This is a genomic window from Micromonospora sp. NBRC 107095 (assembly GCF_030269705.1).
GTDB classification, from domain to species: Bacteria; Actinomycetota; Actinomycetes; order Mycobacteriales; family Micromonosporaceae; genus Micromonospora; species Micromonospora parva.
This window is the reverse complement of the sequence record NZ_BSTU01000007.1, coordinates 162676-180388: the sequence shown is the minus strand read 5'-3', so window position 1 is coordinate 180388 and position 17713 is coordinate 162676. Positions and strand designations below refer to the sequence as shown.

Annotated in this window: 11 protein-coding genes, 1 tRNA gene and 1 pseudogene; 8 read left to right on the top strand and 5 right to left on the bottom strand. The window is 73.8% G+C overall.

From position 1 onward, the window contains the following. Nucleotides 1-490: 490 nt before the first annotated feature. Nucleotides 491-574: transfer RNA gene (locus tag QSK15_RS29295), tRNA-Leu, on the bottom strand. A 249-nt stretch (nucleotides 575-823) separates the two neighbouring features. On the opposite strand from QSK15_RS29295, the pseudogene QSK15_RS32640 reads away from it, so the two are divergent. The 6 genes and pseudogenes from QSK15_RS32640 to QSK15_RS29265 all read left to right on the top strand — a co-directional run. Further along, a pseudogene (locus tag QSK15_RS32640) lies at nucleotides 824-1435 on the top strand (tetratricopeptide repeat protein); the annotation flags it as partial. Nucleotides 1436-3828: 2393 nt separating this feature from the next. Further along, nucleotides 3829-6453, top strand: coding sequence for a fibronectin type III domain-containing protein (locus tag QSK15_RS29285; RefSeq protein WP_285797273.1), 2625 nt, complete (start codon nucleotides 3829-3831; stop codon nucleotides 6451-6453). 27 nt (nucleotides 6454-6480) lie between these two features. Beyond that, nucleotides 6481-7476, top strand: coding sequence for an AAA family ATPase (locus QSK15_RS29280; protein WP_285797272.1), 996 nt, complete (start codon nucleotides 6481-6483; stop codon nucleotides 7474-7476). A 14-nt stretch (nucleotides 7477-7490) separates the two neighbouring features. Continuing rightward, entirely contained in the window at nucleotides 7491-8651 is a 1161-nt protein-coding gene (locus tag QSK15_RS29275; RefSeq protein WP_285797271.1) for a DUF58 domain-containing protein, read from the top strand. Continuing rightward, nucleotides 8645-10927, top strand: a complete 2283-nt coding sequence (locus QSK15_RS29270; RefSeq protein WP_285797270.1) for a transglutaminase domain-containing protein — start codon at nucleotides 8645-8647, stop codon at nucleotides 10925-10927. The genes QSK15_RS29275 and QSK15_RS29270 overlap by 7 nt, the downstream gene beginning before the upstream one ends. A gap of 130 nt (nucleotides 10928-11057) precedes the next feature. Next, entirely contained in the window at nucleotides 11058-11795 is a 738-nt protein-coding gene (locus QSK15_RS29265) for a class I SAM-dependent methyltransferase (protein ID WP_285797269.1), read from the top strand. Nucleotides 11796-11800: 5 nt separating this feature from the next. Here QSK15_RS29265 and QSK15_RS29260 read toward each other — a convergent pair whose 3' ends face one another. Together QSK15_RS29260 and QSK15_RS29255 are read right to left on the bottom strand one after the other, a co-directional pair. Beyond that, on the bottom strand, nucleotides 11801-12592 hold the full coding sequence (locus QSK15_RS29260; protein WP_285797268.1) for an SDR family oxidoreductase: 792 nt from the start codon (nucleotides 12590-12592) through the stop codon (nucleotides 11801-11803). After that, nucleotides 12589-13572 (bottom strand): LLM class F420-dependent oxidoreductase, encoded by a 984-nt coding sequence (locus tag QSK15_RS29255; RefSeq protein WP_285797602.1) that lies wholly within the window; start codon nucleotides 13570-13572, stop codon nucleotides 12589-12591. The genes QSK15_RS29260 and QSK15_RS29255 overlap by 4 nt, the downstream gene beginning before the upstream one ends. A gap of 154 nt (nucleotides 13573-13726) precedes the next feature. Here QSK15_RS29255 and QSK15_RS29250 point away from each other — a divergent pair, with 154 nt between their 5' ends. After that, nucleotides 13727-14947, top strand: coding sequence for a low temperature requirement protein A (locus QSK15_RS29250; protein WP_285797267.1), 1221 nt, complete (start codon nucleotides 13727-13729; stop codon nucleotides 14945-14947). A gap of 47 nt (nucleotides 14948-14994) precedes the next feature. Next, entirely contained in the window at nucleotides 14995-15858 is an 864-nt protein-coding gene (locus QSK15_RS29245) for a DUF1028 domain-containing protein (RefSeq protein ID WP_285797266.1), read from the top strand. 175 nt (nucleotides 15859-16033) lie between these two features. Here the strand turns inward: QSK15_RS29245 and QSK15_RS29240 are convergent, their stop codons facing one another. Together QSK15_RS29240 and QSK15_RS29235 are read right to left on the bottom strand one after the other, a co-directional pair. Further along, complete coding sequence (locus QSK15_RS29240; protein ID WP_285797265.1) at nucleotides 16034-16702, bottom strand: maleylpyruvate isomerase N-terminal domain-containing protein; 669 nt, start codon at nucleotides 16700-16702, stop codon at nucleotides 16034-16036. Between the two features lie 8 nt (nucleotides 16703-16710). Then, a complete protein-coding gene (locus QSK15_RS29235) occupies nucleotides 16711-17598 on the bottom strand; it encodes a phosphatase PAP2 family protein (RefSeq protein ID WP_285797264.1) in 888 nt (295 codons plus the stop codon). Nucleotides 17599-17713: the final 115 nt, after the last annotated feature.

Here is a 17713-nt window from a genome sequence, read left to right as displayed (position 1 = left end):
CAACAGTATGGGACGTAGGTAAGGGGGTCAATCCCGATAGAGGTACGGAGAGTGACAAAGGTACGACAGCACGGGCAGCGGACGGACGGCGGAGGGGTCAGGTTCGCCAGACGACCGTGCCACGTGGCGAACCCGACTGGGCACCCAAGCGGTTTGGCCGCTCACCCTCGGCGAACGATCGGGCGACGGTTGCCTCGCCGACACGCCGGCGGTCCCGCTCAGAGGGCAGCAGAGGAGAGCATCTCCCCTCGGCAGCGTCGGCACCACCCGGCGATGCGCGACCAGGATCCAGACAGCGTCGCGGGCTACCTGCGGCTCCACAACATGATCATCGTGTGCGACCACGAAGCCTGGACCACCGAAACCGACACGGAAGTGTTCCCGCTCACCGCCCCGACGAGCGTTCTGACCCGCACAGCAAAAATCCCCGCCCATCGGGACGGGGATCGCTCGAAACGCGAAGAGAATCACGCTTCGTGGGGAAATGATGTGTCCGAGGGGGGACTTGAACCCCCACGCCCTATACGGGCACTAGCACCTCAAGCTAGCGCGTCTGCCATTCCGCCACCCGGACCTACACGTTCAGCCTACCTCGCCGACCAGATGATCTTTCCATCCGGTGGTCGGCACGGCGGGCCGCACGGGGAGTTACTGTACACGCCGCTCGTGGATCATGCACATCGCCTTCCGGCACCTCTCCCCCGGCGCTTCCGCCGCTGCTCAAGCCACCTCAAACGGCGAGGCGACACACGGTCGAGGCGTGTCCGGGTAGCGTCCGGTAGCCCTCTGACGGCAGCATTGCCACGTGCCCCATCCCTCCCCCATGGCAGCCGCCCAGCACCGAGCCCTCGCCCTGCGCGCCGCGGGCGACCTCAGCGCCGCCCGGCACCTGCTCGCGGAGGCTGTCGAATCCGCTCCTCCGCCGTACGGTGACGATCATCCGGAGGTGCTGCACACCGCGCATCTGCTGGCGCGGCTGCACCGGGAGGGGGACGACCCGGCGGCCGCCCGCCGGGTCTTGGAGGAGGCGTTCGCGGCGGGCGAGCGGCGCTGGGAGCACTCGGATCCGCTGATGCTCGCGCTCGCTTTCGAGCTCGCGGAGGTGGCGGAGGAGTTGGGCAACCGGCACGAGGCCCGCCGCAACTACACGCGCGTCGCCACCGCCGGGCCCGCCGCGCTCGGGGAAGACCATCCGGCGGTACGCGCGGCCCGCGACTATCTCGGCCCGTCCGCGTCGACGCCGGGCGAGCAGCACCCCGCGCGGACGTCCGGCCCGGTTCCGGTCGCCCCGGCGGACGAGCCGGTTGCGCGGTCGGCGCTCACCGGCCCGACCCTGTCGCTGGCGACCCTCGCCGCGATGCGGCCCTCCGCGGGCGGCCCGCCGCCGGCCGTCTCACCCTGGGCACCGCCGCAACCGCCGGCCGCACCCCCACCAACCCCGCCGGCGGTACGCGCACCCGCCGCACCCACGTCGCCCCGCAACGCCGTCCCAGCACCTCGGGCGATGCCCGTTCAGCCGGCAGTCTCCTCGGCCAGGCCGACGCAGCCCAGCCCGCCGACGGCCGCACCCAGACCTGTGGCGACGCCGGGCCCACCCGCTGACGAGCAGCCGTCAACGACCGATATGTCGTTCGGCTCACACTCCAGCGGGCAGTCCCCCACGAATGCGCAGCCGGCGGTTCAACGCGCCGACGAGCACCCGTCCGCGCCGTCCCGGTCAACGGTCGACCCGACGCCCCGGCCGAGGGCTGGGGGCCCGCCGACAACGCCGGCCGGGCAGCGATCACCACACCGACCGCCAGCCGGGCCAACCGTGGCACCACGTCAGCGGGTGGGTGACCAGGCGACCCCGCCGGTGGCCGACGTGCCACCCCCGCCGACCGCCGCACCGGTGGTGCCGGCACCGCGTTGGGACAACCCCACGATCCAGGTACGGCAGATCGAGCCGCTGCTCGCCGAGGAGGCCGCCCGAGTCGCCGCCGGGCCAACCGCACCGGGCGATTCGCACAAGGTGTCCGGCACCGAGGCGACGCTGCCGGGTAGGGCCGTCCCAGCCGTCGACCACCCGGGGCCGGCCTACCCGCCGCCAAGTGGGCCACCTACGCTGCCCGTCAACGCACCGCCAGTGACCCCGCACCCGGTCTCCGCGCCACCCAGCCAGCCGCACCCGGTGTCCGGACCGCCGGCCCACCCGTACCCGGTCTCCGCACCGCCCGACTACGGGCAGCCCGTCTCCGCACCACCCGGGCACAGCTACCCGGTTTCCGCACCCCCCGGGCACACCTATCCGGTTTCCGCACCCCCCGGACACACCTACCCCGTCTCCGCACCCCCCGGCTACGGCCAACCCGTCTCCGCACCACCCGGGCACAGCTACCCGGTCTCCGCACCACCCGGCTACAGCCAACCCGGGCTCGGGCAGCCTGTCTCCGGGCCGCCTTACGGGCCACCCGTCTCCGCGCCTCCGGTGAGCGCGCCACCCGTGCCGCCCTGGGGGTTGACCGCACCGCCCTGGAGCAGCAGCGCCCCACCGCAGCCTCTGCCGACTCCCCCTGCCGACGCCACCGACCAGCCCGCAACGCGCAACCAGCCCGCGACCGCCGGACAGGCCACCACCGCCGGACAGGCCACGACCGCCGCACAGGGCACGGCGGCCGGGCGGACCGGGACCGCCGGGCAGAGCACGGCCGCCGGACAGGGCACGGCGGCCGGACAGACCATGATGGACGCGGGTGGTACCGGTGCGGACGGTGACCCCGGGCTGGGCATCCTCGATGCCCCGGCGGCGTCGAGCCGGCAGACCGGGAGCGCACTGTCCGACCAGACCGTGGTGTTCCCGTCGCCTGGTGGGCCGGCCGGTCCTGGCTGGCCCGCTGCCGCCCAGCCCGCCCCGATGGCCGCGCAGACGAAGCCCATCGCCGCGCCGACGAACGTCACCGGAGCCTCCCCAGCAGACCCGAGCATCGCTCAGGCAAGCCCCGTCGCACAGCCGGCCTGGTCACCGGGCGCCGACGCGACGCCGCCGGCCGCGACGCCACCGGTGCAGCAGTACCACCATCAGCCGGCCCAGGCGCCGTACCCCGGCCAGGACCAGTACCAGCCGCCGTACCCGGGCCAGCAGTACCACCCGTCGGCGTCAGCCGATGATGGTGGGTCGACGGGACGCAACCGGGCGGCACTGATCGGTGCGGTGGTGGCGGCCGGGGTGGCCGTCGTGGCGGTGGCGGGTCTGGGCGCGGTGGTGCTGACCCGTGACGACCCGCCGCCGGCCGCAACCCCGACGACGGCGGCGACGCAGGCGCCGACGGCGGCCGGGCCGGCGCCGGGCGACCTGAAGCTGCGGGACGATTCGACCACGATCACGTTGACCTGGACGGACCCGACCGGCGGTGCGGTGCCGTTCATGGTCGCCGCCGGTCGGGCCGGGCAGGCGTTGGGTGTGATCGCCACCGTGGACCCGGGCCGTACCAGCTACACGGTCAACGGGCTGAACTCCCGGGTGGATCACTGTTTCACCGTGTTGGCGGTCTACTCCACTGACAGCTTTGCGACTTCCGGGCAGGTCTGCACGGCGAGGGAGCGCCGACCCACGCCGACCGGGTCGCCCTCCGGCCGACCGTCGCCGCGCTGAACCGAGCGGGGAACCGCGCCGAACCGAGCCGGGAACCCGGCTGAGCTGGACGTCCACAACGCACACGCTCGGTATCCACAGGGGTGACGGTGCGGGTTCCCCCGCCACCACCAGCGCCATATGATGGCACCCGGCTCAGGGGAGGGGTCGCCGCGAGGCGCACGCCACCTGCCACGACTCACGGGAGGCAGCCGGCTGTGGCCAGCATCGACGACGCCGTACGGACCGAGGCCCCCCGCCCCCGGTCCCGGCTGCGCGGCGGGCTGGTGACCGTCGGCACGGTGGCCGCGCTGCTGGCCGCCATGGGGTTGACCGTCCTCGGGTTGGGCGCGGCGGACAACGCGGTGGCCAACTACGACGCGAGTTCCTGGTTGTGGAGTGCGGCGCGCAGCGAGCTGGCCCGGGTCAACGGGGTCACCGCCCGGGTGGACACCCGCACCGAGATCCCCGGTGCCCGGCAGCATCCGATGCAGATCACCCAGACCGACCGGCTGCTGATCCTGCGTGACCTGCAGACGGGGCAGGTCAGCTCACTGGACCTGGCCACCCTCCAGCTCAGCGCGACCACCCGGACCACCCCTGGCCTGGGTGTGAGTGTGGCCCTGCACGAGGACGCGGCGTTCGTCGTCGACGCCGTGCAGGGCATCGTCCGGCAGCTCGACCCGCGATCGCTGACCCCGGTCGGTGAGCCGGTGCGCTATCCGCCGGGCATCACCGGTGGCACCTTCGACGGTGCGGGTCGACTCTGGATCGCGGTGCCCAGCGAGGGCACCGTCTCGGCGATCACCGCCGCCAAGCTGCCGTCCGCGCCGGCGTCGGCCGCGCCGGCGGGCGCCGGGCTCAGCCCGCAGCGGGTCGAGTCGTACGACGTCGCCGACGCCAGCCACGAACTGGTGGTCTCTGCCCTGGACGACGGGGTGGCGGTGCTCGACCGGACGGCCGGCAAGCTGGTGCGGGTGCAGCACGGTGAGGTGCACCCGACGCCGCTGACGCTGACCGGGCCGGCGGCGCTTCCCGCGCGTACCAGCGGTTCACGGGTGCCGGTCACGGTGACCGCCGACCGCCGGGTGCTGCTGGTGGGTGACGGTGGGCAGGAGAGCGCGTTCACCGTGCCGGGTGAGGGGGGTCGACTCAGCCCGGCGGTGGCCTGGGCGGACCGGTTCTACTGCGCCGACGAGGCCACCGGCACGATCTACTCCTTCGACGCGGCGGGTCAGCTGGTCGAGACCATCCGAGGGCGGGCCAACGGGCCGCTGGAGCTGGAGGTCCGGGAGAATCACCTGTTCATCAACTCCCCCGACTCGGCGACCGCCCGGGTGGTGGACGACAAGCACCAGGTGCGCGAGGTCAACAAGTACGCCAACGATGTGCTCGGCGGAGACCCGCCGCCGGTCCCACCGCCGCCGCCCCCACCGAAGAAGCCCCGGGTGGGCAAGCCGAGCGCACCCCGCAGCGTCACCGCCGCCGCCGGCAACGCCCAGGCGCGGGTGAGTTGGCGGCCGGCCGCCGCCAACGGTGCCGAGATCATCAAGTACGTGGTGGAGGGCGCCGGCCAACGCCTGCAGGTGGGCGCCAACCAGCGGGCGGTGGAGGTCAAGGGTCTGACCAACGGCGAGACGTACCGGTTCGCGGTGCACGCCGTCAACGCGAAGGGCGACGGCCCGGCGCGCAACAGCAACCCGGTGACGCCGACCGCCGCGGTCCCCGACCCGCCGGCCAGCGTGACCGCGCAGGAACGGCCCGACGGCACGGTGCTGGTGAAGTGGCCGGCGGCGAACGGGCAGGGCAACACCATCGCGAGGTACGCGGTGACGGCCAGTTCGGCGGGGGCGAACGCGCCGGCCGGCGAGTCGACCAGGACGGAGCTGGTGGTGCCCGCCGGTGAGCTGGAGTACGGCACCCAGTACGCGTTCACAGTGGTGTCGGTCAACAGCAAGGGTGCCGGGTCGGCGGCGTCCCCGGTCAGCAACACGGTGGTGCCCTTCGCCGCGCCCGGTCGGCCGCTCAACCTGCGCGCCGGTACTGTCGCCAACCAGCCGGGTGCGGTGACGGTGCAGTGGGCGCCGGCCGAAGCCAACGGTCGGCCGGTGACGAAGTACCTGGTGGACGTCGGTGGGCGGGTCAGCGAGGTGACCGACACCCGCACCACGGTGACCGGGTTGGGCAACGGTCAGAACGTCACGGTGAAGGTGAAGGCGGTCAACCAGGCCGGGCCGGGGCCGGAGGCCACCGCCACCGCCCGCACGGTCGCCGAGCCACGGGTCACGGTGACCGGCTCGTCGTCGACCGCCACCGGGGCGACTGTCACGTTCACAGTGGACGCGGGCGGCGGTCAGGCCACCTGCACACTGAGCACGGCGGGCGAGCCGGCTAAGGCCGGGGCCTGCTCCAGCATCACGATGACGGGCCTGACGCCGGGCACGAAGTACACGTTCACGGTGACGGCCACCAACGCCGCCGGCAAGGGCACCGCGCAGAAGGCGCAGAACACGCAGCCGCTGTACGGAATCGCGACCTGCAACAACGGGCCTGACGGTGACCAGCGGACCTACTGCGACAAGGAGGTCGACGGCCGCAACGGCAACGAGGTCTTCAAGGTCACCCGGCAGGACAACGACCAGCAGGCCGGCTGGGCGAAGCCCGGCACCCGGTTGAAGGCGTACTGCAAGAAGTCGGGCGAGAACGTCGACTCGTGGATCTACAACAACCAGAAGCAGAGCAACTGGTGGGTGCAGGTCGAGTTCAAGGGAAAGAACTACATCCCGTGGGCCTGGCTCAACCTGGAGGGCGGCGACAACATCAACGTCCTGCCCACCTGCTGAACCACCAGGCGAGGAGCACCACCGACCGTGAACACCCACGAGCCGCTCACCCAACCGGAGGTGCAGGGTTTCGCCGCCCTGGCCGCCCGGCTGGCCGAGAACGTCAACGCGGTGGTGCTCGGCAAGCCGCAGGTGGTGCGGCTGGCACTGACCGCGCTCTTCGCCCAGGGTCACGTACTGCTGGAGGACGTGCCCGGGGTCGGTAAGACGACCCTGGCGCGGGCCATCGCCGCCACCGTGAAGGGTGAGTGGCGGCGCATCCAGTTCACCCCCGACCTGCTCCCCTCGGACGTCTCCGGCGTGACGATCTTCAACCAGGCGAGTAGGGACTTCGAGTTCCATCCGGGGCCGGTTTTCGCCAACATCGTCATCGCCGACGAGATCAACCGGGCGTCGCCGAAGACCCAGTCGGCGCTGCTGGAGGTGATGGAGGAACGCACGGTCACCGTGGACGGGGTCCGGCACCCGGTGCCGTCGCCGTTCCTGGTGGTGGCCACGCAGAACCCGGTGGAGATGGACGGCACCTACCGGCTGCCCGAGGCGCAGCTGGACCGTTTCCTGGTGAAGCTCTCCGTCGGGTACCCGGACGAGGCGGTCGAGGTCGAGGTGCTGCGTGGCGCTACCGTCCGGTCCCCGGAGGCGCTCGCCCCGGTCACCGACACCGCCACCGTCGGCGAGATGGTGCGGATGGCCCGCCGGGTGCACATCGCCGAACCGCTCTACGCGTACGCGGTCCGGCTGGCCGCTGCCACCCGTAACCACCCGCAGGTGCGCGTCGGGGTCAGCCCGCGCGGCGTGATCGCGTTGACCCGGGCGGCGTGCGCGTACGCGTTGATCGACGGGCGGGGTTGGATCATGCCGGAGGACCTCAAGGCGCTCGCCGAGGCGGTGTTCGCGCACCGGCTGCTGCTCACCCCGGACGCCCAGGTGCGCGGGATCACCGCCGCGGAGGTGCTGCGCCAGGCCGTCGCCTCGGTGCCGGTGCCGCTGCCGTCGGGGCAACCCGCTCCGGTGCAGGGCTGACCGGCAACAGCGCGATGGGGATCACCGCCCGTGGGGTCGGGCTGCTCGTCGCCGCCGTGGTGCTGCTGACGGCGGGTTTCCGGTTCGCGTACCCCGAGTTGACGTTGCTCGGCGCGGCGGCCGGCGCGGCCGTGGGCTACGCCGCGCTGGTCGCGGCCTGGCGGCCCCGGCTGACGGTGACCCGCCGCGCGGACCCGGACCGGGTGGCGCGCGGCGAGCCGGCGAGCATGACGTTGACAGTGCGCAACACTGGGCGGCTGCGGTCGGCGAACCTGCTGGCCGAGGATCGGTGCGGGGAGCGGACCGTGCCGGTGCCGGTGTTGCGCCTGCGGCCCGGCCGGGACACCGAGGTCCGCTACGACGTGCCGACCGACCGTCGTGGGGTGGTGCCGGTCGGCCCGTTGCGGGTGACCCGGCGCGACCCGTTGGGGTTGGTGGCGCTGGCCCGCCCGTACGGTGCGACGGTGCCGGTCTGGGTGCACCCCCGAATCCATCCGCTGACGGCGGTGCCCACCGGCGCGGGGCGCAGCCTCGACGGCCGGGTGGACGGGGTCCCGCACGGGTCGATCACGTTCGACTCGTTGCGGGAGTACGTGGTCGGTGACGAGCTGCGCCGGGTGCACTGGCGCACCAGCGCCCGGGTGGGTGAGCTGATGGTGCGGGAGAACGTGGACACGAGTCTGCCGCGCCTGGTCGTCCTGCTGGACAACCGCGTGGCCGCGCATCCAGGGCTGGTCGGTGGGGTGGCGGAGTCGTTCGAGTCGGCGTGTGAGGCGGCGGCGTCGATCGTGACCGCCGCGCACCGCGCCGACCTGCCGGTGCTGTTGCTGCTGGTCGCGGCAGAGCCGGCGCAGGTCACGACGCCCGACGGCGAGGGCGGGCCGCTGGACCGGCTGGCCGCCGCCGAGCTGTCCGGCGACGGTGCGGCGGTGCGCGCGGCCACCACCCGGCTGCGGCAGGACCGGCTGGGCGACACGCTGATCTTCCTGACCGGGCCGGGTGGCCGCGACGAGTTGGGGCACGTCGGGGCGCTGAATGGGGCGTACCCGTCGGTGGTGGTCGGGGTGTTCGGCGCGACCGAGCCGACGCCGCCGGGCACCGCCGGCCTGGTGGTCGTCGACGCGGCGGACGGCGCGCAGTTCGCCGCCGAGTGGGACGGGGTACGCCGGTGGTGACGGGTGCCGCGCGGGTGTTGCGGGCGGCGGTTCTGCCGCTGGCGCTGATCGGGCTGACCGCGCTCGCCGGGGTGGTGCTCGGCCGGGTGTACGCCGGTGGCCTGCTGACCTGGCTGGTCGTCGGCGCGGCGGCGGGGTCGGTGCTGGTCAGTGTGGCCGCGCGGCGGCTGCCGTCCTGGCTGGTGGCGCCGGTGTCGGTGGCCGCGATGGCCGGTTGGACACTGTGGTCGCTGCGGCTGGCCGCCACCCGCGCCGACGTGCCGGGCGGCCTGCTGGAGGTCACCGCGGACGCCGCCCGCAACGGCATCCCCCGGTTGCTCACCGCGATGATCCCGGTGGAGCCCACACCGGACACGGTGCTGGTTCCCGTCGTTGCCGCCTGGCTGGCCGGGCTGGCCGGCGCGGAGGTGGCGCTGCGCACGGGCAGGGTGCTGCTGGGTTATCTGCCGGCGGCGGGGCTCTACGCCGCCGCCCTGTATGTGGTGGGCCCGAACGCCGAACCGGCGGTGGGGTCGACGGTGGCGTTCGTCGCGGTCGCGGCGGTGGGCCTGGCGAACCCGGCCCGGGCGGCGGTGTCGGGCGGCGATCCGACCGCCGACCTGACCCCCCGGGTACGGGCGGCGGTGCGGCTGCGGCTGGCCGCCAGCGCGGCGCTCGGGGTGGCTCTGGTGGTCGGGTCGGTGGCGCTGCTCGGCCCGGTCGTCGCCGGGCAGGTCGACGGCCGGCCGGTGGACCCGCGCCGGTACGTGGAGCCGCCGCAGGTGCAGACGCTCGACGAGAACCCGCTGATCCGGATCTCCGGCTGGGCGCTGCACCCCGAGCAGAAGCTCCTCGACGTGAGCACGGAACGCCCTGACGCGCCGCCCGGTACCGACCCGGCGGCGGACACCGCGCGCAGTGTGCGGATCCGGTTGGCGGTGCTCAGTGACTACGACGGGGTGACCTGGCGGGTCGGCGCGACGTACCGCAACGCCGGTCGGATCCTGCCGGCCGCGACCGCCGCCCGCGACAGCACCGTGCGGACGGTCCGGCAGCGGATCAGCGTGGCCGAGCTGACCGGCCGGTTGCTGCCGGCCGTGGCGACGCCCCGGGAGGTCAGCGGGGCGCGGGTGGCGTACGACCCGGCGAGCGGGACGCTGATCCGGCCGGAAGGGCTGGCACCGGGGCTGCGGTACACGGTGACCTCCGCCGAGGAGCGCCCGGACCTGAACCTGTTGGCTACCGCGAACGTGCCCGCCGGTGGTGAAGTGGCCCGGGTGCTGCGGGTGGCGGACGGGGTGCCCGACCCGATGCGCCGGCTGGCCGCGCAGCTGGCTGAGGAGAACGGCGCACCGTTCGCGCGGGCGTCGGCGATCGAGCAGTTCCTGGCCGAGCACTACCGCGTGGTGGCGGACGCGCCGAGCGGGCACGCGTACCCGAATCTGGGTTTCTTCCTGTTCGGGCCGCGCAACGGCGGCGGGCAGGAGGGCACCTCGGAGCAGTTCGCTGCGGCGTTCGCGGTCCTCGGCCGGCTCTGCGGGCTGCCCACCCGGGTGGTGGTGGGTTTCCGGACCAGCGGGCAGGGGCCGGTGCTGGCCGGTGACGCGTACGCCTGGCCGGAGGTGCTCTTCGACGGCTTGGGATGGGTGTCGTTCGACCCGCTGCCCCGCCCGAACGACGAGCCGAGGCCGGTGGAGGAGGATTTCCGTCCGACACCGGAGGACCCGCCGCCGTCGGAGGCGCCCGCGCCGACCGCGGAGCCGAGCGCATCACCGGAGCCGGTGACCGCCGCCGATGTCCCGCCCGGCCGGGAAGGGTTCTCCACGCCGATACTGGTCACCGCCGGCAGCGGTGGTCTGCTGCTGGTGGTGGGGGCGTTCCTGCTCACCCTGTTGGCGATGCGCCGGTCGCTGACCCGCAGCCGACTCGTACGGGGCGACCCCGGTCAGCGCATCGCCGGCGCCTGGCGGGAGGTCACCGACGCGCTCCGGCTGGCCGGCAGGCCGGTCGGCGACGACCTGGCCGCGACCGAGGTCGCCGGGCACGCCCGCCAGGCGCTCACCGACACCAGGGCGGGCAGCGACGGCGCCGACGGGCCGGCCGTCGACGAACTGGCGGCCCTGCTCAACCGGGTGGGTTTCGCACCGGGTGTCGCGACAGCGGACCAGGCCGTCCGGGCCGCCGAGGTTGCCACCGCCTACGTGGCCACCCTGCGCTCGGCGCGCCCCTGGTGGCGTCGTCTGCTGTGGTCGGTGCACCCCGCCCCGCTCCGCCGTGCCCGCCGCTCCCCGCGGTGAGCAGGGCGTGACCGGTGGGGTGGGCAGGCTCCTCCCCTGCGCAGGGGAGGGCCCTCCCGTTGTCGGGGGATGGCCCCGACCCCGGCCTGTGAACTACTCAAGGCCTTCTGCCGAGCAGAGTGGAGCGTTGATGAACCCGCACTACGACGGCTTTCTCGCCGACCATTACACGTGGATGTTCGGGGCGCCCTACCCGGACCTCGTCGAGGAGCAGCTCGGTGCTCTGCGTCTGGCCGGCGTCGCGGAGCCGAGCAGCACCGGCCTCGCTGTCGACCTCGGCTGCGGTTCCGGTTTCCAGTCGGTCGCGCTGGCCAGGTTGGGCTATCCGAGCGTCCTGGCGGTCGACAGCAGCGCGAAGCTCCTCGCCGAGCTGGAGCTGCACGCCAGTGACCATCCGGCGATCCGCGTTGTCCACGACGACCTCGGCCAGGTCGCCGCGAACCTGTCCGCCGGCACCGTCGAACTGGCGGTCTGCATGGGCGACACGCTCACCCATCTGCCCGACCGCCGGGCTGTCACCCAGCTCTTCGCCGACCTGTCCGCCGCCCTGGCGCCGGGGGGTCGCCTCGTCCTCAGCTTCCGTGACCTCACCACGAGCCTCAGCGGGACGGGCCGGTTCATCCCGGTGCGCGCCGACGCCGACTCGATCCTGACCTGCTTTCTGGAGTACGAACCCGACGTGGTCACCGTCCACGACCTGCTCCACCGACGCAATGGTCACCATGACTGGAACCTGTCCGTCAGTTCCTACCGCAAGTTGCGCATCGCGCCGCAATGGGTCGCCGACCACCTCACCGAAGCCGGTTTCCGCGACGTCCGCCGCGCACCGGCGCCCCGGCGGATGGCCCTGGTGACCGCCGTCCGCTAGCCGGGTCAGGCGGTCAGCCGGCGGACGAGTTTGCGCATGCCGGCCTGCCAGCCGTCCGGGTCCTCGGCGCGGCGGCGCGCGTAGTCGGCGACCTCGGGGTGCGGCAGGATCAGGAAACGTTCCTCGGCCAGCCCGGCGATGGCGGCGTCGGCGACCTGATCGGGGGTGAGCACCGCGCCGGACGCGGCGACCACCCGGGCGCCGAGGTGGCCGTCGGCGAGCCCGTCGGCGAGCATCGGGGTGTCCACCCCCTGGGGGCAGAGGGCGCTGACCCGGATGCCCCGGTCCCGGTAGGTGATGGCCAGCCACTCCGCGAAGCCCACCGAGGCGTGTTTCGTCGCGGTGTACGCGGCGTCGCCCACCGCGGTCAGCACACCCGCCGCGGAGCAGGTGTGCAGCAGGTGCCCGCCGCCCCGGGCGAGCATGCCGGGCAGCACCGCGCGGGCCGAGTAGACGTGTGCCAGCACGTTGACCCGCCAGGCCCGGTCCCAACCGGTGTCGTCGACCTCCACTCCCCCGCCGGTGGTCACTCCCGCGTTGGCGCAGAACAGGTCGATCCGGCCGTACCGCTGCTCGGTGTCGGCGACCAGCGCGCGGACCTGCTCCTCGTCGGTGACGTCGACGGCGTGGGCGTGCGCGACCGGGCCGATGCCCTCGGCGACCGCGCGGGCCGCGTCGGCGTCCAGGTCGGCGACCACCACGGCCGCGGCTCCCTCGGCGGCGAACCGGCGGGACAGCGCCGCGCCGATGCCGCCGGCCCCGCCGGTGACCACGACGATCCGGTCGGTGAGGTTCACGCGGACGCCTCCACGAGGTTGGTGCCCAGTCGGGCGATGAGGCTCAGGAGCGCGGTCGCGCCCCCGGCGGTGACCTCGGGGGTGGGCAGCAGCGCGATGATCGGCACGTCCACCCCGTTGTCGGCGTAGCGGCGCACCTCGGCGCGGCACCGCTCCGGTGAGCCGTGCAGCACCAGCGCGTCGACCACCTCGTCGGGCACCGCGGCGTTGGCGCCGCGCCGGTCACCGGCGGCCCAGGCCGCCCACATGGGTGCGAGCGCCTCGTCGCGGCCGAGCCAGCGGTGGAAGTCGGCGTACGCGCCGACGGTGAGGTAGCTGGTGATGAGCCGGCGGCCCAGCGCCCGGGCGTACACGGTGTCCTCGGTGGGGCAGACGAAGATCCGGGCGGCGATGTCGAAGTCGGCGCGGCGCTCGCCCAGCTCGGCGAGGGCACGCGGTACGTCGTCGGCGCTGAGCCAGTTGAGGATGACCCCGTCGGCCTCCGCGGCGGCCAGCCGGAGCATTCCCGGGCGCAGCGCGGCGAGCAGGATCTGTGGCGGCACCGCCGGCGGTCGTTCCAGCGTGAACCGGCGGACGGCGAACGTGTCGTAGACCTCGTCGACGGTCTCGCCGCGCAGCGCGGCGCGCAGGAAACGCAGCACGTCGCGGGTGCGCCGGAACGGCTGGTCGAACGGCACCGCGTTCCAGTCCCGGACGAGCACCGGTGAGGACGCCCCGATGCCGAGCGAGAACCGGCCCGGCGCGGCCTCGGCCAGCGCGGCCGCGCTCATCGCGAGCAGCCCGGGACCCCTGGTGTAGACCGGGGTGATCGCGGTGCCCAGCCGCAGCCCGGGCTGCCAGGCGGCGGCGAGGGCCAGCGGGGTGAACGCGTCGGCCCCGGCGACCTCGGACGACCAGACGTCGGTGAACCCGGCCCGGTCCAGGGCCGCGTAGGCCGCGTCGTGCTGCGCCAGCGCGATCCCGCCCAGCGGCACGGTCATGCCCCATCGATTCGTCACCGATCGATCGTGCCCGTTGACGACGGCCCGGGCAAGATCCCCGGGTTGGGCAGAATCGCCGGTTTCCGGCGCTGCGGGCCGGTGGGAAGTGCTACCACTTCGAGGTGGACCGGACCGACGGCACAGGCCGCTGACCATGGGTTCCAGGGCGGCGGGACGCCTGGAGCCGGTCCCGGCCGCGGCCGCGCCCGGCCGGGCGACGTTCCTGGAACTCTTCTTCGACCTGGTGTACGTCTTCGCGCTCACCCGGATCTCGGCGCGCGCGTTCGAGGATCTGACCGAGGACCCGGGTCGGGAGCAGGGCTGGGGGACGATCACCGGCAGCGGCAAGACGCTGCTGTTGCTGCTGGCGCTGTGGGCGGTCTGGCAGGGCACCGCGTGGACGACCAGCCGGTACGACCCGTACCGGGTGCCGTTGCAGGCCGTGGTGATCACCGCGTTGGTGTGCAGCATGGTGATGGGGGTCGCGATCCCCCGGGCGTTCAGCGAGACCGCGCTGATGTTCGCGGTGGCGTACGTGATCGCGCAGGTGACCCGGCCGGTGATCCTGTCGATCGCGTTGGGCGCGCACCCGTACCGCCGGTTGAAGGTGCGGATGGCGGTGATCTTCGCCGTCAGCGGGGTGCTGTGGATCGGCGGCGCGATGCTGGGCACCAACGCGCAGGTGGCGCTCTGGTCGGCGGCGCTGGGCTTCGAGTACCTGGCCGCCCGCTGCGGCTGGCCGGTGCCCGGCCTGGGTCGTTCGACGATCTCGAAGTGGGAGATCGCCGGGGAACACCTGGCCGAGCGGTACCAGCAGTTCTTCCTCGTCGCGCTGGGCGAGACGATCCTGGTGGCCGGTTTCTCGTACAGCAAGGGGCCGAACGAGGCGGGGCACGCCTGGGCGTTCGCGCTGGCCCTGGCCACCTCGATCATGCTGTGGCGGATCTACGTGCAGAGGGCCGGGCGGATCCTGGGCGAGGCGGTGATGAAGGCCCGGCACCCCGCCAACATCGGCCGGTCCGCGGCCGACACCCACCTGGTGATGGTGATCGGTCTCGCCTGCACCGCGATCGGCTACGAGCTGATCATCGAGAATCCGCTGGAGCGGGTCCCGGGGCCGTGGTTGGCCTTGGTGCTCGGTGGCCCGGCCCTGTTCCTGGCCGGCCGGGCCCGCCTGGAGTACGAGGTGTTCGCGCGGGTTTCCCCGTCCCGGTGGATCGCCCTCACGGTGCTGGTGGTGTCGTCGGTGCCGTTGCTGCACCTGCCCGGCGTGATCGCGACAGCGGTCGGGGCGCTGGTGCTGGCCGCGGTCGCGGTGGCCGACGCCCGGCGGGCTCACGGCGCCCCACCGGAGCCCGCCACGCCACCGTTCTGAGCGTTGCGCGCGAATGCCGGGCCGCGACGGAGGGTTACTCTCGGCCGGTGACCTTCTCGCTCGTCGCCCGCTCCGCCGACGGCCGCCTGCACGGCGTGGCCGTCGCCAGCAAGTTCCTCGCCGCCGGGGCGTTGGTGCCGGCCGCCGCCGCCGAGGTGGGCGCGCTGGCCACCCAGGCACACGTGAACCTCGCCTACCGCCCGCAGGGTCTCACCCTGCTACGCACCGGGGTGGCTGCCGCCGACGTGGTGGCCGGGCTGGTCGCCGCCGACCCCGAGCGGGACCATCGTCAACTCGGCGTCGTGGGCCCCACCGGAGCGGGGGCCAGTTGGACGGGGCCGGCCTGCCACCCGTGGGCCGGCGGGCGGACCGGCGACGGCTGGGCCGCTCAGGGCAACGTGCTCACCGGGCCGGAGGTCGTCGACGCCCTCGGTGCGGCCTGGGAGGCGGGCACGGCGCTGCCGTTCGCCGAGCGGCTGGTGGCCGCGTTGCGGGCCGGCGACGAGGCCGGCGGCGACCGGCGTGGCCGGCAGAGCGCCGGCCTGCTGGTGGTCGAGCGCGACGGCGGGTACGGCGGCACCAGCGATGTGGTGGTGGACCTTCGCGTGGACGACCACCCGGATCCGGTGGCCGAGCTGGGCCGTCTGCTGTCGGTGCACACCATGCTGTTCGGCCGGCCGGACCCGGCCACCCTGCTCGATCTCACCGGCGCGGTCGCCGCCGAGGTGGCGGCGTTGCTCGCCGCGCTGGGCCATCCGGTGCGGGAGGACGGCACGGAAGCGGCGTTGATCTCCTGGGCCGGGTTGGAGAACCTGGAGGAACGGCTGGTGCCGGGGCGGATCGACCCGGTGGTGCTGACGCATCTGCGCGGTGTCGCCCCGCACGTCCCGGCACCCCGTTCGGCGAGCTGACCCGACGCGTCCCGGCGGGCACACCTTCGCCCCTTCGAGATCCGCACAGTTTCGGGGAAACTGCTGCGTCCGCCGGCCCTGAGGGGACAGTTTCCCCGAAGTTGCGCGGATCTTGGATCTCGAGGTCGGGCTCGCGTCGCCCTGGCGGAGGGGCCGCGGCCGACGGCGCGCGGGGTCAGCGACCGAAGGAGAGCCACCGGAAGCCGGCGGCGTCGACCACGGCCCGTTCCGGGACGGTCACTGCCGTTCGGCCGGTGGCCTTGCGGATCAGCGTCAAACGGTCCCAGCCCAACCCGGGCGGCGTCGGTCGTCCGCCGCTGAGCAGCTCGGCGATGACCGCCGCCGCCGGTGGGGTGAGCCACGGGGACCGGTCCAGCGCAGCGGCCAGGTCCAGGCCGTGCACGCCCACCTCGACGACCCGGGTCCGCAGGAACTCGCCGAGGCGCATCGCGTCGCCGTGTCGGGTTCGCACCACCCGGTCGGGCGGGGCGGCGGCGACGGCCGCCTCGGTGGCCCGCCAGGCCCGGTCGAACTCGGTCGCCAGCGCCGCCCGGTCCACCGGTAGCGCGTCCCGCTGCCCGCCGGCGATCCGGTCGGCGTCCACCTGCGGCGTGAACTTCGCCGCGCCGAAGTAGCCGGCGGCGTCCACCTCGGCGTGGGACGGGGCTGGAGCGGCGAGCATGTCGGCCAGCCGGCCGACCCCGGTGCGGGTGTGCGCGATCAGCTCCCGGACGGTCCACGGCGGGCAGTCGGTGGGCCGCCCGAGATCATTGTCGGTCAGCCCGGCCAGGACCTCGGTGAACCGCGCGCACTCGGCGGCGAACGCCGCCCGGGTCGGCTCCACCGGGCGGCTCAGCCCTTGACCCGGGGCACCAGCCGGTGCACGACGGTGAGCACCAGCGCCATCACCACGGCCATGGTGCCGGCGATCCCGGCGGCGCTGCCCGCGTACCCGACGAACAACGGCCGGCGGGACAACTCCTGCGGCCCGGTGCCGCGTAGCTCGATCAGCCAGGACAGGGACAGTCCGCAGGCGACCAGGGCGAGCACGCCGACCACCCCGAGCACCAGCGCGGCGACCCGGTGCGCGTCGCCGGGGGCGACCTCGGCCTGCTCACGCTGGGTGATCAGCAGGAGCAATCCGGCCAACGCCGCCCAGACACCCACCACCAGGTACGCGGCGACGGCGTCGCTGGGCCGGTGCCAGCCGGCGGAGAGGGTGGCGACTCCGGCGACGGCGGCGTAGCCGGCACCGACGAACGCGCCGACCGCCCGGACCTTGCGCGGCAGCACGAGCATCAGCGCGACCGCCACCGACGCGGCCACAGTGGTGTGACCGCTGGGCAGGCTGTTGCCCACCGCCGCGCGTTCCGGGTCGAGGCCGAAGTCGGGGCGGTTCAGCCCGTACTTGAGCAGTTGGGTGGTGACGTTCGCTCCGGCGATCAGCAGGGTCGCGGTGATCGCCAGGGCGATCCGCCCCCGGATCAACGCGATGAATCCGATCATCGCGGTGGCGGCCAGCAGCGAGACCACCGACATCGCGTTGAGGATCCGGTCGACCGGACCATCGATGGTGTCCTGTCCGATCCGGTTGCCGGTGAGGGCGACAGTGTCCACCCACTGGCCGATCTCGAGGTGCACGGCCACCCGCCACACGGCGAGGAAGGCGGCCGCCTGGACAAGGGCCAGTACGACCAACCAGACCGCGGTCCAACCCCGTGCCGTCGCGCGCATCCGCACACCGTAGCGGCAGGTGTCGGCGGTCCGAGCGGTGGCCCGCCACCAATCGCCGGTTAGGTTGTGCCGGAGGTGAGGAGGCGGTGGTGAGCGGAACACCGGAGCGCGACAGCTGCCC